This is a genomic window from Devosia sp. MC521 (assembly GCF_014127105.1).
Lineage (GTDB): Bacteria > Pseudomonadota > Alphaproteobacteria > Rhizobiales > Devosiaceae > Devosia.
Map to the genome: position 1 here is coordinate 1,046,566 of NZ_CP059902.1, position 14,006 is coordinate 1,060,571.

Annotated in this window: 11 protein-coding genes and 1 pseudogene; 7 read left to right on the plus strand and 5 right to left on the minus strand. The window is 58.1% G+C overall.

The features are described from left to right. Positions 1–203: 203 nt before the first annotated feature. Positions 204–1,641: pseudogene (locus tag H4N61_RS04955) on the minus strand (IS1182 family transposase). Between the two features lie 400 nt (positions 1,642–2,041). Between H4N61_RS04955 and H4N61_RS04960 the strand changes: the two are divergent. Continuing rightward, positions 2,042–2,317, plus strand: a complete 276-nt coding sequence (locus H4N61_RS04960) for a hypothetical protein (RefSeq protein WP_182395207.1) — start codon at positions 2,042–2,044, stop codon at positions 2,315–2,317. A 4-nt stretch (positions 2,318–2,321) separates the two neighbouring features. After that, positions 2,322–4,790, plus strand: coding sequence for an ATP-binding protein (locus tag H4N61_RS04965; RefSeq protein ID WP_248306565.1), 2,469 nt, complete (start codon positions 2,322–2,324; stop codon positions 4,788–4,790). A 660-nt stretch (positions 4,791–5,450) separates the two neighbouring features. Here H4N61_RS04965 and H4N61_RS04970 read toward each other — a convergent pair. Together H4N61_RS04970 and H4N61_RS04975 are read right to left on the minus strand one after the other, a co-directional pair. Beyond that, positions 5,451–5,738, minus strand: coding sequence for a hypothetical protein (locus tag H4N61_RS04970; protein ID WP_182395208.1), 288 nt, complete (start codon positions 5,736–5,738; stop codon positions 5,451–5,453). A 300-nt stretch (positions 5,739–6,038) separates the two neighbouring features. Next, positions 6,039–6,671, minus strand: a complete 633-nt coding sequence (locus tag H4N61_RS04975) for a tyrosine-type recombinase/integrase (RefSeq protein ID WP_182395210.1) — start codon at positions 6,669–6,671, stop codon at positions 6,039–6,041. A 157-nt stretch (positions 6,672–6,828) separates the two neighbouring features. Between H4N61_RS04975 and H4N61_RS04980 the strand changes: the two genes are divergently transcribed. Continuing rightward, positions 6,829–7,305: an NUDIX domain-containing protein gene (locus H4N61_RS04980; protein ID WP_169196963.1), complete on the plus strand. Its 477-nt coding sequence runs from the start codon at positions 6,829–6,831 to the stop codon at positions 7,303–7,305. A gap of 433 nt (positions 7,306–7,738) precedes the next feature. On the opposite strand, the gene H4N61_RS04985 is transcribed toward H4N61_RS04980, so the two are convergent. Further along, on the minus strand, positions 7,739–9,184 hold the full coding sequence (locus H4N61_RS04985) for an NAD-dependent succinate-semialdehyde dehydrogenase (RefSeq protein WP_182395212.1): 1,446 nt from the start codon (positions 9,182–9,184) through the stop codon (positions 7,739–7,741). Positions 9,185–9,193: 9 nt separating this feature from the next. Next, on the minus strand, positions 9,194–10,465 hold the full coding sequence (gabT, locus tag H4N61_RS04990) for a 4-aminobutyrate--2-oxoglutarate transaminase (protein WP_182395214.1): 1,272 nt from the start codon (positions 10,463–10,465) through the stop codon (positions 9,194–9,196). 102 nt (positions 10,466–10,567) lie between these two features. On the opposite strand from gabT, the gene H4N61_RS04995 reads away from it, so the two are divergent. The 4 genes from H4N61_RS04995 to H4N61_RS05010 all read left to right on the plus strand — a co-directional run bounded on the left by H4N61_RS04995 (position 10,568) and on the right by H4N61_RS05010 (position 13,928). Beyond that, positions 10,568–11,464, plus strand: a complete 897-nt coding sequence (locus tag H4N61_RS04995) for a LysR substrate-binding domain-containing protein (protein WP_182395215.1) — start codon at positions 10,568–10,570, stop codon at positions 11,462–11,464. Positions 11,465–11,543: 79 nt separating this feature from the next. Further along, positions 11,544–12,287, plus strand: coding sequence for a gamma-glutamyl-gamma-aminobutyrate hydrolase family protein (locus H4N61_RS05000; RefSeq protein WP_182395217.1), 744 nt, complete (start codon positions 11,544–11,546; stop codon positions 12,285–12,287). 94 nt (positions 12,288–12,381) lie between these two features. Beyond that, on the plus strand, positions 12,382–12,861 hold the full coding sequence (locus H4N61_RS05005) for a DUF3830 family protein (protein ID WP_182395219.1): 480 nt from the start codon (positions 12,382–12,384) through the stop codon (positions 12,859–12,861). Between the two features lie 32 nt (positions 12,862–12,893). Then, complete coding sequence (locus tag H4N61_RS05010) at positions 12,894–13,928, plus strand: ABC transporter substrate-binding protein (protein ID WP_182395220.1); 1,035 nt, start codon at positions 12,894–12,896, stop codon at positions 13,926–13,928. The last annotated feature ends 78 nt before the right edge of the window (positions 13,929–14,006 follow it).

Here is a 14,006-nt window from a genome sequence, read left to right on the forward strand (position 1 = left end):
GGTCTCAGGAATGAGAGTTTGGTTGAGTTGTTAACTCAGCGGTTAAGGGCTCTCATTTCTGCGGCCCAGACGGCCATGTCGGCCTCCCGAAAGCCGCCAGTCGCATGACTGATTGGCGGCGTCTCGAATGGGGTGGAGGCTGTGTGAAAACTCGTTGAAGTTGGTCTCGCACGTCGGTTTGTGACAGCGCGTTTTGGCTCTCTTCATCCCGATATGGCTTTGAGGGTGGCAGTCACACCGGCGACAGCGATGGCGCGCTTGAGGTTAGGCCAGGATGGTCAAGCTGGCCTCAGTTGCGACGTTCTTTAGGCCCCGCGTTCGGAAGTGAGTGGCACCCATCCAGCCTTTTATAGTGCCGAAGACATGCTCGACTGTGCAGCGCCGAACCGCCATTGCGTCAGGCATGGCCTCAAGCCGTCGCTCCATTTGATCGAGAACAGCTTCGTGCTCCCAGCGCCTTATGCGCTTTTCCTTGCCGGTCGTGCACTGCGAACGGGACGGACAGGCCCCGCAAGCCGTTTGGTTGTAATAGACCTTGATGAGCTTGCCAGCCTCAACGGTAGCGTGGCGCTTTTGTAATTGCGCGCCGACAGGGCAGCGATAGGTGTCGGTATCCGGCTCATAGGTGAACGACGGCTTCCCCCAAAGACCACGCGCTTGCGCGGGTGACGTGTTCGGCCTTGGTACCATCGGAATAATGCCCGCTTCAGCGCAGGAGCGGATCTGCTCCCCCTCGTAATACCCACGATCGGCGATGGCGATCATGCCTGTCGCGCCGATCTCGGCCTGTGCGGCCTTGGCCATCTCCAACAGGTGCGAGCGGTCATGACCGCGGTTGGTCACCGCATTGGCAACCACAATATGGTGCTTGGTATCTACGGCCGCCTGAAGGTTGTAACCGACAACACCACGATGATCGCTTCCAGTTGCCATGGCGCGGGCATCCGGGTCGCTCAGTGATATCTGCGCATCGGGAGCATCTTGTAGCTGTCGGCCGATTTCCTCGAGTTCCCCGAGGCGTCCACGCAATGACGCCAGTCGCTCCGTCAAATGCTCGATCCGCGGCGTCGAAGGTCCTGTCTCGGCGCTGTCGGCTTTATCAAGTTCGGCTAGGTAATACGCGATGCTCTCCTCGACACGAGCCTTCCGTCGCGCCAACTTGCCTTTGGTGTAATTCTTCTCGTGCGTGTTCATTGCGCGAAGACGCGAGCCATCGATGGCCACGACACCACCTGCAACAAGGCCAAGTGCCCGACAGACGCCAACGAAGCGCTGACACGCCGTCTGGATCGCGCTGGTATTGTCATGGCGGAAGTCGGCGATGGTCTTAAAGTCTGGCGCGAGCTTACCGATCAGCCACATCAGCTCGATATTGCGACCAGCCTCCCGCTCCAGCTTCCGGCTCGACGTCACCTGATGCAGATATCCATAGACATAGAGCTTCAGCATCGTACTCGGCGCGTAGCCGGGCCTGCCGGTTAATGCCGGCTGAACGCGGGCGAAGCCGAGCTGAGCGAGATCAAGTTCATCAATGAAAGCGTCGATCACTCGTACTGGGTTGTCGGGATCAACGTAGTCTTCCAGGCGAGCCGGCAAAAAGCTCGCCTGATCTCGGTCTGCGGCTTCAACGAAACGTCCCATCTGGCACCTCCGAAGCAGTCCCAGATTATAGCATGATCAACAGTTTTCACACAGCCTCGGGCCGGAAGCGGACTGGCAGCTCTTGGTAGAAAACCTGCGAAAGCGGACGTTCAGAATCTGTGCGCGCCAAGACTCGCGTTGGTGCCGTTTGCTGACTTTCCGCTTAAAGCACCAGCAGTAAGAAAGCAGACGTTCGTGCTTCGGCCGACTTCGTACAATCACGCAGGGAGGGGGCGGCTAAATTACCTTCGACCATTGACGTCTTTGCTATCTGGTTTCACGTTGATTGGGGGGGTAATCAGCGCTTGCAGGTATGCCGCCCAGCCATCTGATTTTGGCAGCATTGCTACGCCGTCATCTTCGATGGTTCTTGGAAGAGCGCCGGCAGTAGGGGGGAACTATGAGACAGGATGAAACGGGGGCACCGGAAAAAGCGGCGACTCCCAATATGCTGGCGGCACTGGCCGCGCCGAAAGTCAAACAGGCGGATACGCCCGAAGTGTTCCTCGCGACCCTGTCCGATGCCCTCAAGGCGTCGGACGATGTCGACGTTGATCTTGCCGGCATCCTGTCCGATCACCTGCTGACAGTCACGCCGCATGCCAATGCCGTAGGCAATGCCAAAGCTGCGATCGTCGCGCTCGCGGCAAAGCGCGCCGCACCAGTTGATGAGTAGGTCGATGGCTGATCCGACGCTGTTTCACTCGCTGACGCTCGAAGGCTTCCGCGCCTATCTTCAGCCCAAGACTTTCGACCTCAGTAAGAAGCCGTGCCTCGCGATCTTCGCGCCCAACGGTCTGGGTAAATCGAGCGTCATTGACGCACTCGAATTTTTATTCTCCGAACATGGGACGCTCGAACGCCTTGGGCAGCGCACTCAAAACAACCAGGCCGGACCGCCCGCCCTCGCGCACAACGGCTCACAGGCGGCGGGCATCGCGCCAATGGTTAAGTTCTCCACGATCACCGGCAACACAACGGTCGAGGGCAGCCGTACCGCCACGGGCAATCTTCGGCCGATACATGCGGCAGCGACCGCGATGAAAGCTGGGTTCGTCGTCTCGCCGATCATCCGAGGCTATACGCTGCGCACCTTCGTTGAAGGGCATAGTCCGGAGAATCGCTACAGTGACGTGGCGAGCTGGCTGCAGCTTTCACCGCTGGTGGAAGTGCAGAAAAACCTCCGTCTTCTGCGCCGCGATGTGAAGGCCGCTGCCGAGAGTGCCACCGAACAGGGGCGCCTTGCCGGTCTGTTGCGGACTGAGACCGTACAGGCCGTTCAGACGTGGGACGACGCGACCGTGCTCGATTTCGTCAACGTGAACGTCATCGCTCCGCTCGATCCCCAATTAACACTCGCAGCGCTCTCAGCCGAGGACGAGGGTTATATCGAGGTTGGCAACCGTGTCGAGGCGGAGGAAAAGCGGCTGGGTCTTGCCGGTCTCAAACAGATCCGTAATTCGCTGATCGCGCTGTGGGAAAAGATCATCCCCGAGGACGGCGGCGACGCCAAATATTCGGGCGCCATCGTAGCGTTCAATAAGGCGGTTTCTGCGCTGGCCGACGCGAAGGCCACAGAGGTCGTTGAGCGCGACAAGGCGTCGGGCACGGTCTTCAGGTCAGTGTGGAAGGAAGCCGAGAAGCTGTTTGTCGACGACGCGACCGCGCCCGACGTATGCCCGGTCTGCGCCACGACGATCGGTGACACTGCCGCGGGAAGCGTGCTCGCCATCCGCGATCTATTGGCGACCCATATTGAGGATTTGCAAAGCTACAACGACGCGAAGACCGCGTTGGACAATGCCGAGACCGCCGCCAGCCAGGCGCACAATCGGCTCGTGGCGCGTCTTCCCGCGATGATCGAGCACTTGTCCGATGACGATGGCGACGGATTCAAGACCGCTCTCATCGCCTATCATTCCGGCGTTGGAGGATGGCCGACCGTTGACGCACCCGATTCCTCCACCATCGTCGCCGAGTTGGAGACGCGCCTCGCCGACCTTGATCATGAGATCGCCGACATCGAGGCGAAACAAGGCGAGCATACTTGGGTCAAGGTCAAGGCCAGCATCGACCGCCTGCTTAAGCTCCAAAAGGAAGTGACGCTGGCAACTCGCACCACCGAGCAGTTGACCACGCTGCACGAAGCGCTTGTCGCGCAGGCCACGCTCGTCTCGGGCAAAATCCGGGAGAAGGTCCAGTCGCTCCTCGACACGCTTCAGGCGCCGATGAACGACATTTACAAGGAGATCCAAGGCGCCAAAGCCAAGCTGATCCGACTTGAACTGCCTGGTGAGGACGACACCAACCAGCAGCGCATGCAGCTAGTGATCGACTTTGCGGACAATCGTCAAAGCGTCGCGCCGGGCGGCTATCTCAGCGACTCCCAGATCCATTCGGTCGCGCTTGCACTGCGCCTCGCGGCGATCAAGAAGTTCAACAGTGCCGCGCCGGTACTTGCGCTGGACGATGTCGTCACATCTTATGACGCCGACCATCGCCGCGCGATCGCTGCCCTGCTCGCGAAGATGTTCACGGACTGCCAGATCATCCTCACCACACATGACGAGCGCTTCTTCAATTATCTGAAGGACCAGCTCACTGCGAAGGACTGGCAGTTCACCCGAATCATCGGACTTGATCCGGCGTTTGGGCCCCGCTTCGCCGACCACAAGGTCACCGATGAAATGATCTCCGATCACTGGGCCAAGGGAGAATCCGCCGCGAACGAGATGCGTCAGGCGGAGGAGGAGTGGCTGCTGGGTATCGCCCGCGGGTTCGGCGTCAATATCCGCATCCGACAGCTCGAAAAGGCCTATTCCTACGAGCGTTCTGAACTGGCCTCGGCGATCGGCGGCTTCCTGGGCGACCTCAAGCTGACTCCCGCTGATGTGCCGGGCGTGAATAACCGCTTCATCACTAGCCTTATCAAAGGTGATATTGAGAATTTCGGAAGCCACTTTCAGGACGCCCCCTATGGCGACGGCTCGATTGGGGACGAGCAGACGCGGTGGAACGAGTTCAAGGCGTTCCGCCAGCAATTCGAATGTGTGTGCGGTCGCACCAAGTATCAGCGGCCTTTCGGCCTTAACAAGCCAGTGTGTGCGCATGATAAATGCGAGACCCAGTTCGCGTTTAAGCAGCCTTAGCGGGAGCAACTACAGCCGAACGGGGGGCACATGATGGGAGTGCATGAACTATCGCGACTAAGCGTCGTTTGTTGCGCGGTGTCCACGTGACAGTCGTGGCCGGCCAAACCGAACCTCCGGTGACGAAGGTGCGCAGCGCGCATGGCCCGTGGAGCGACCTTGCCCTTCATACGATCGGTTGGCGCGCCTTGCCAGCCGTCGCAAGGTAGTGGCGACAAGTTCTCGCGACTTCGGCCATCGCTCCCATTAGGTCGGGCTTCAGGTACTACGTTTTATACGGAGACAATCGCGTTCCGATGATCGTGCTGCAGCGAGCCTGACGCCGCCTGCCGAGTTGATTTACTGCTCCGGCCGGTCAGAGCGCCTAGCGACGACAGCGGCCGGCCTGTGGCGCTTCGCGGAGAGAACGGCTGGACGCTTTTCAATGGAGAGTCTCCCGGCGGTGTAGCCCCATCTCCGTCGGACGCATATGCGCCGACCTGTCGGATCCCCGTTGCGCGCTGGCGGCGTAGCCCAGTCGGGCGAAGGCGGCCCACTCCGCCAGCGGCGACGACCTACCGAAGATCGGCGGCATTTACATGCCCAAGCTGATAAGTGGGTAAAGCACAAACCCTGGTCGCTCAGAACCGGCCTGTGCCAGGTGAGCAATAATGCGTCGCGCTACAGCGCCGACCGTCTTGGCGGTATGCAGTATGCACTCATCGAGCACTGAGCGGCCGACAAAGATTTCGTTCGACCAGCGCTCGCTGGCGATGGCCGCGCGCAATGTGCGATTGGCATGCTCAATGGCTTTGCGGTCAGACGCGCCAACAGCCTTGTTGTTGTGACCAGATAGTCGACCGAAGCGAAATGGTTGAGACGATTGTGCTTGCTGGCGAAATAGATCTTGGCCTGTTTGACAGCCTTTTCCTGTTTGACGACAAGGCCGGCCATCTTGCTGACGGTCAACTACTTCTCCCGACAGACCTGTCCGGATGCTCAGCGCGCGCTCAGCCGTTCGACGCCGACGAGCGCACAGCCGAGAATGAGCATGTTCAACACCAGTGGAGCAGAACTTACGGGTGCGAGGACATCCCGCTCGATCGCGCCATCTATCTAATGGAGGATAAGTGGCAATCCGCCCCATTTAATACGATACCGGCACCGTTCAGCGACGGCAGCTCTTAGGAAGTTGCCGGAGGGTTCTGAATAGCCGGAATGGGGCGCTTCGCCGACGAAGCACAACCGGCTGCCGGCGAAGTCGCTTGCTCAGATTTCGGTTGCCTCTGACAACGACAAAGCGTCGTCGACATCCACGCCAAGGTAACGAACTGTGTTCTCGATCTTGCTATGGCCAAGAAGTATCTGGATGGCCCGAAGGTTGCCTGTGGCTTTGTAAATGAGCGACGCCTTTGTACGGCGCAGCGAATGGGTGCCATATTCCTCAGGCGTCCGCCCGATTGCAGTGACCCACTCGTCCACCAGCCTGGCGTATTGACGGGTGCTCAGATGACCATCGTGCACTACACGGCTTGGAAAGGCGTAGTCATCGACCGTCCCGCCGCGTCGCTCAAGCCAAGCAAGCAGGCTGGCCCTTGTGTCAGCGGTGATCTCGAATTGGACGGGTCTGCCTGTCTTCTGCTGGATTACCATCGACCGAGTTCGAATGGCAGGTCCCGCCACGAGCGTGCCGATCTTGATCTTCACCAGATCGCAGCCGCGAAGCTTGCTGTCGATAGCCAAGTCAAAAAGTGCTCGGTCCCTCATCCTTCCCTCTCGGTCAAGGAAGAAGCGAATTGACCAGATTTGTCTGACCTTCAACGCACGTTTGGCGCCAACCTGCCTACCGGCATTCCAAGCAGGTCTTCCTGCAGCAGCAGGGTCGTACTGTGAGATACCCATCACATTTCTCCTCTGGCCGAAGCGGCCATGAAGAGAACGAATATGGCAGGCTTATCAGCGGCAGATCCCGACCCCAAATCGGTCATCCAAGCCTCTCACCATGAATGGCAGCTTCAACCCCATTGCGGACGATCAGTATCCAACGTAATCCATCTGCATGCACACATGGCGCCCCGCATCTACAATCCGTTTCAAAGCTCTGGGACTGCAGTGGCGAGGCGACCGTCTCCTTGCATCTGAAGTTTATGATGATGCTGGGCGGCTGAAGGGCGTTCGCCCGCTTGGCGGCACCGTCGAGTTTGGTGAAACGGCCGAAGCGGCCCTCATCCGAGAGTTTCAGGAAGAACTTGGGATAGAGGTGAACATCGTAGGTGGCCCTACCTTCATGCAGAACATCTACACCCATGAAGGCGAACTTGGGCACGAGATACTGGCGATATTCGATGTGCAGTTTCCGCCGGACGCCTTTGCCGGACAGAGCCGCATCACATTCAACGAGGATAGCGGAGTGGGATGCTTCGCGGAGTGGTTTGCATTGGATAGGCTGGACGGGACAGGGCAGCCCCAGCTTTATCCTGCCGGCCTAAAAGCACACCTACTTAACGCGAAAAAAGCGGCAGCCTTGCCCATATAGCCGCCATTCGCTCCCACGCACCGATATGGCAGCTAACCACCCCTAATTCGCCGTAGCTCCGTTCAATCGGTAATGTCGGCTTTCCGGCAATCGCGAAACCCCGTTCAACGGCAGGAATGGGGCGCATTGCTGCCGCCCAATTAAATGTCCGCTTTGAGGAGGCCTTAGTTTTGAGCAGAACGTACTGCATGGGGGCGTTAGCAGGCGAGATGGTTGGCCCGGTAGTTGTTCTACCAGCGGCGCAAAGTCGAAGTAGGTTGCGGCTTCGTCGGCTACACACGTGTTGATCGAAGTCCGAAATTACCTTCTACTCACGTGTATTAGATGTTGTCGCAAGGGGGAATTTAGCAAAAATCCAGCGGTATAGCCGTACTAATAGAAACAGAGCGCAGACTTCTGCGCTCTTGAGGTTTGTGGGGGAGGCTTGAAAGCGTTAGATCGCGCCGATGCAGGCGTATTTGAGTTCGGTGAACTCGGTGATGCCGTGGTGCGATCCTTCGCGGGAATTGCCGCTTTCCTTGACGCCGCCGAAAGGGGCGAGCTCGGTCGAAATCAGCCCGGTATTGATGCCAACCATGCCATATTCAAGCTGTTCCATGACGCGGAACACTCGCCCTAGGTTCTGCGAAAAGAAATAGGCCGCCAAGCCCGTCTCGACATTGTTCGCCGCAGCGATCACCTCTTCGTCGGTGTCGAATACAAACACAGGCGCCACAGGGCCAAAGGTTTCGTCATTGGCGATCGCCATTGTTTCGGTCACCCCGGACAAAACAGTGGGCTCAAAGAATGTCTGCCCTAGCGCATGGCGCTTGCCGCCTGTCTCGAGCTTCGCCCCCTTCGCCAAAGCGTCGCTGATATGCTCCTCGACCTTGCTAACAGCAGCCGCGTTGATCAGCGGCCCTTGCACAACGCCGGTCTCAAACCCGTCACCAACCTGGAGCGCTGCGACGCGCGCCACCAGCTTTTCAACAAACTGCGCTTCGATCGAGCGGTGAACATAGATACGATTGGTACAGACGCAGGTTTGTCCCATGTTCCGGAATTTCGAGACCATCGCGCCTTCAACTGCAGCGTCGATATCGGCATCGTCAAAGACGATAAAGGGCGCATTGCCGCCTAGCTCTAGAGCAACCTTCTTGAGCGTATCCGCAGACTGACGCATCAGCATCTTGCCGATTGGCGTCGAACCTGTGAACCCAACCATGCGCACCTTAGGGTGCGAAGTTAAAACGCCACCAATTTCGCTCGCGCTGCCGGTGATGACGTTGATCACACCAGCTGGGAAACCTGCTCGCTGCGCCAGCTCCGCTAGTGCTAAAGCAGTAAGAGGCGTTTCCATAGCGGGCTTGACCACGACGGTGCATCCCGCCGCCAGCGCTGGTGCGATCTTCCGAGTGATCATTGCCGCAGGAAAGTTCCAAGGCGTGATTGCCGCCACCACGCCTATAGGTTGGCGCAGAACCATAATCCGCGCGTCGCTGCGGTGCGAGGGCAGGATCTCACCCGCAATGCGCTTGGCTTCTTCCGCATAAAACTCGATGTAGCTGGCTGCGTAGTCCACTTCCCCTCGCGCCTCTGCGATTGGCTTGCCTTGCTCCGCAGTGAGGATGGTGGCGATGTCTTCACGGTTGGCGATGATGAGATCGAACCACCGACGCAAAATAGCTGCGCGGTCTTTGGCTGTGCGGGCAGCCCAAGCGTGGAATGCGGCGGAGGCAGCTTCAACAGCCTCGGTGGCTTCTGCTGCTCCGAAATTGGGCACATGCGCCAGGAACGTTCCATTGGCAGGATTGGTCACGGCACGCTCCTCATTGCCGATGAAAACCCCATTGATGAGGTTTTTCGAAACGAGGAGGCTCGGATCAGAAAGAGTTTTCATGTGAGAGCCTTAAGCGGATTTGGCCAGCGCTGAGGTGAGCTTTTCGAGCCCTTCGGAGAGCAGTGCGTCGGAAATTGTCAGCGGGTTCAAGATACGAATAGTGTTGCCATGAATGCCACACGATAGCAGCACCAAACCGTCGTCAATTGCTGCCTGGATAACCGCTTTTGTACGCGCCGCATCGGGAGCGCCTGATGCGTCAACGATGTCAAACGCCACCATGGCGCCCGGACCGCGAACATGGGCGATAGGGTGAGCGACAGTCGCCAGCGCTTCGAGATGGCGTTTGATTGTTTCACCGATGAACTGCGCACGCTCAAGCAGATTTTCTTCTGCGATAATGTCCATTACAGCCAGCGCCGCTGCACACGCAATCGGACTACCGGCATAGGTGCCGCCGAGCCCCCCAGGTTCAGCTGCGTCCATAATGTCTGCACGGCCTATCACACCAGACAATGGGAATCCGCCAGCGAGAGACTTAGCCACTGTGACCAAATCCGGCTGAACGCCAGAGTGCTCGATGGCAAACATTTTGCCGGTGCGGGCGAAACCCGTCTGCACCTCGTCAGCGATTAGAACGATGCCATGCTCATCACAGGTTTTGCGCAGAGCCTCCAGCAGAGCCTTGGGCGATGGCAGGAAGCCGCCTTCACCTTGAACGGGTTCAATGATGATAGCTGCAACATCGGTTGGTGCGATATCGGCCCGGAATAGGTTGTTTAGGGCCCGCAGTGTTTCTTCTACCGTGACCCCATGGCTCTCCGCCGGGAAGGGCAGGTGATAAATTGCCGGTGGCGCAACTCCAAACTTGGTTTTGTACGGTACCACTTTCCCTGTCAGTGCCATGGTCAGCGTGGTGCGGCCGTGGAAGCCGCCGGTGAAGGCAATCACGCCAGTTCGACCGGTTGCTGCGCGGGCAATTTTAATGGCGTTTTCGACTGCTTCAGCGCCCGTCGAAAACAGCACCGATCTCGCCGGGCCGTCGAATGGCGCTACAGCGTTCAGCCGTTCGCAGACCGCAACATAGGGCTCGTAGGGGAGGATCTGGAAAGCGGTGTGGGTGAAGGCGTCTAACTGCGCCGAGACCGCCGCAACGACTTTCGGATGGCGATGGCCCGTGTTGAGAACCGCGATACCACCTGCAAAGTCGATGTAGCGCTTGCCTTCTTTGTCCCAGAGCTCACTGTTTTCGGCACGCTCGACATAGACAGGGAAAGCATTGGCGAGGCCGCGAGGAATGGCTTCGAGCCGGCGGGTCTGCAGATCAGTATTGGCGGACATGGCGTCACTCTTGGATAGGCGTATTTCGCCGTTTTAATGCACGCTGCCGAAGGTGGAGTATGACATTGATTTCGCCAGAGTGGTGCACTACAGCTTCCACTCATGAGTGACGAAGGCCCAAAATTACCGCCCATGATCCTGCTGCGCGCCTTTGAGGCGACTGCGCGGACCGGAAGCATGCGCCGCGCAGCGGATGATGTTGGCATCAGCCATACGGTGGTAAGCCGCCATGTTCGCAATCTCGAGCATTGGTTTGGGCAGGACCTGATAACGGCTGGACCGCGGGGCGTGGTGCTAACCGAGCAGGGGGAAGTGCTGTATGAGGCGGTGTCCCGGGCCTTCCGGATTATAGGCAATGCGACAGCCGAACTGCGCCCCTCACCGACAGCGTCTCTGAAAATCTGGTGCTTTCCAGGCTTTGCGACGCGCTGGTTGGCCCCAAAACTCACCCAGCTCGAAGAGGCTTTGGGCAATTGCGACATTACCCTGCGCGCGATTAATCGTATCCCCAACTTCGCTGAAGGCGAAGCCGACGTGATGATCGTTTACGCGGGGCGAGATGCAGTTCCCGAAGGCGCAACGCCGCTTCTCGCGCCTCGTATGTTCCCGGTCGCTAGCCCGCTTTGGATTGCGCGGCATGGTGTGCCGCAATCACCTGAAGAGCTGGCATCCGCCTCCCTGATCCATGAGGAAAGCAAGCAGCAGTGGACCGATTGGTTCGAAGCGATGGGGGTGAGGCTGCGGCAAGACCTCAAAGGGCCGAAACTGTGGGACGCCAATCTCGGTTTTGATGCGGCACTGGCCGGTCAGGGCGTGGCTTTGGCGAGCCGCATCACGGCGGGGCAAGAGCTTGCCGAGGGGCGGCTGGTCGAACTTTTAAAGAGCGATATTCGCCTTGGCGGCTACCATCTGCTCTTCGGGTCGAAAAACCAGAACCAACGCGTTGTGACGCGATTTGCGCAGTGGTTGGGTGACACTCTCGCAGCTGAACCGCTCTAGACGTATCGCTGCGCTTGCGCCTTGACGGCGCAGGCAAACACCCTTCACACTCGCGAGAGTTATTCGATTTGGTGTGAAAATGTCTAATTACGGCAAGCCTTTGATTGGTGTCATCTCGTGCAATCGGGAGGTCGAAGGCGAAGCGGCCTATATCGTCAAGACCCGCTATGTTGACGCGATTACGCGCTACGCTAATGCTTTGCCGGTCATTTGCCCGAGCATTGACGAGGTCGACAACGCCCGCGCTCTTGTGGAGCGGCTCGACGCGATTTTGCTGACCGGCAGCAATTCGAACATTGAACCCTCGCGCTATGGCGCCAACGCAGGTGCAGGGCCTTTCGACCCAAAGCGCGATGCGATGTCGTTTGCATTGATCGCTGCGGCTCGTGAGTTGGGCAAGCCCGTCTTCGGGGTGTGTCGCGGGCTGCAGGAGATCAACGTCGCCTTGGGCGGCACCTTGCGTGACGAGCGCACGGCAAACACTGGAACACTGGTCCATCATGCGCCGCCAGACGCGAGCCTCGACGACATGTTCGACCATGGTCACCTGGCGCGGCCGCAGACCGGATCTCAGTTCGCCGCAGTCGCGGGCGAAGAACCGATTACGATCAACTCCGTGCACTACCAGTGCATCGATGTTCTGGCTCCCGAACTCGAAGCGAATGTGCTCTCGGAAGATGGCGTTGTCGAAGCGGTGAGCAATCGGGACGGCAGTCCAATTCTAGCCGTGCAGTGGCACCCAGAGTGGTGCACAGCGGGCAGGACGCATGACCTCGCATTCTGGGCAGCCGTCGGCGAGATCGCACGCAATGGTTCGTTTTGATAAAAATTCCTTATCGGCAGGATTATTATTCGGAATTGGACATTCCCCCGAGCTATCAGTTGATTAGTCACATCAACCTTTGAATGTGGCTAAAATGTCCGAAAAGAAACTTTATCTGAAATTCGTCGACGCGAACGTTCAGGGCATCATTACGCCCTATTGGGATGTTGCGCCAAAGACCTGCGACGCTCTTTGGAATGCTCTGGAAAAGCCATTCCAGTGGAAGGCGACGCACGCGATGTTCTCGGGCCCAGAAATCATGATGGGTCTGCCAGAAACGCATCAGAATTTCGATCCAACTGCTCTGCCACCAGAGAACCAGACCGTTCTGCCTGAGCGCGGCGAACTGCTGTGGTTCTATCAGCCCAAGAACTTCTTCAAGATCGACCCAACTGAATTTTGGGAAATCGGCATGTTCTACGGCAACGGTGGCCGTACCTTTGGTCCAACCGGTTGGATCTCCTGCACCTACTGGGCCAAGATGACAGAAAACCTCGATGCTGTGGCCGAACAGTGCCGCTTGATCCGCATCGAAGGTGCCAAGACCGTAGAACTCGGTCGCTACGAAGGCTGATAAGCGCTTGTAATACAAGGAAGGGAAAGACAATGAACGCGAAACTTGGTTTGAGTGTAGTTAGCCTCGCAGCTCTGCTCGGTTCGACAGCAATCGCCCAGGCAAACAGCCTGACGATCAACTCCTTTGGTGGCGCTTATGAAACCGCCCACCGCGAATGCGTGATCTCGCCATTCGAAAAGGAAACCGGCGCGACTGTAAACGTCGTAACGGCATATTCGGCAGACGCTTTTGCGCAGGTTCGTGCCCAGAAGGATGCGCCACAGTTTGACGTCATCCACTTCTCGGGTGGTCAGGAAATCGTTGCGGCAGCTGAGGGGCTGCTCTCGCCGATTGACGACACCAAGCTGACCAATGCTGCGGACCTCTATGACTTCGCAAAGGCAAAGCTTGCAGCTGGCGAAGGCCCTGCCTATTCGATCGCTGCAATTGGCTTGGTCTATAACACCGAAGCTCTGGCCGAAAAGCCAACCAAGTGGACCGACCTGCTCAAGCCAGAACTGAGCGAAGGCCTTGTTCTGACCGACATTTCCAACGGTTACGGCATGCTCGGCTTCCTGATGCTGAACCAGGTACAGGGCGGCGACCTCACCAACATTCAGCCTGGCCTTGATGCAGTAAAGAGCCTGCTCGATGCTGGTGCACTAGTGGTCGCGACTTCGCCTGAAATCCAGCAGGAATTTGCGCAGAATGGTGCGTTGATAGCGCCATACGCGTCCGACTATGCGTTCACCCTGCGTAACGCTGGTCTGCCATCTGGTTTCCAGGCTGGTGAAGAAGGTACCCCTGCAAGCTTTATCACTGCCAACCTCGTTGCTGGCCGCGATAACGCCGATCTGGCACTCAAGTTCATTGATATGACCATCTCGGCAGACGCTCAGGCGTGCTTCGCGAACGCTCTGCGTTACACCCCAACCAATTCTAAGACCGAATTGGCTCCTGAAGTGGCAGCTGACGTTGCTTATGGTGAAGCGGCTGTTGCTGGCCTTCTGCGCTTTGACCCAACCGTCATCGAAGCAAACCGTTCGGCTTGGGTCGAACAGTGGAATCGCACGATCGCTCAGTAAGAGCGGTTTTGATCTGGGAAGGGCGGTCGGGCTCCACGCCCGTCCTTCCCAGGACCTCGTATTGAATTAAACGCCGTT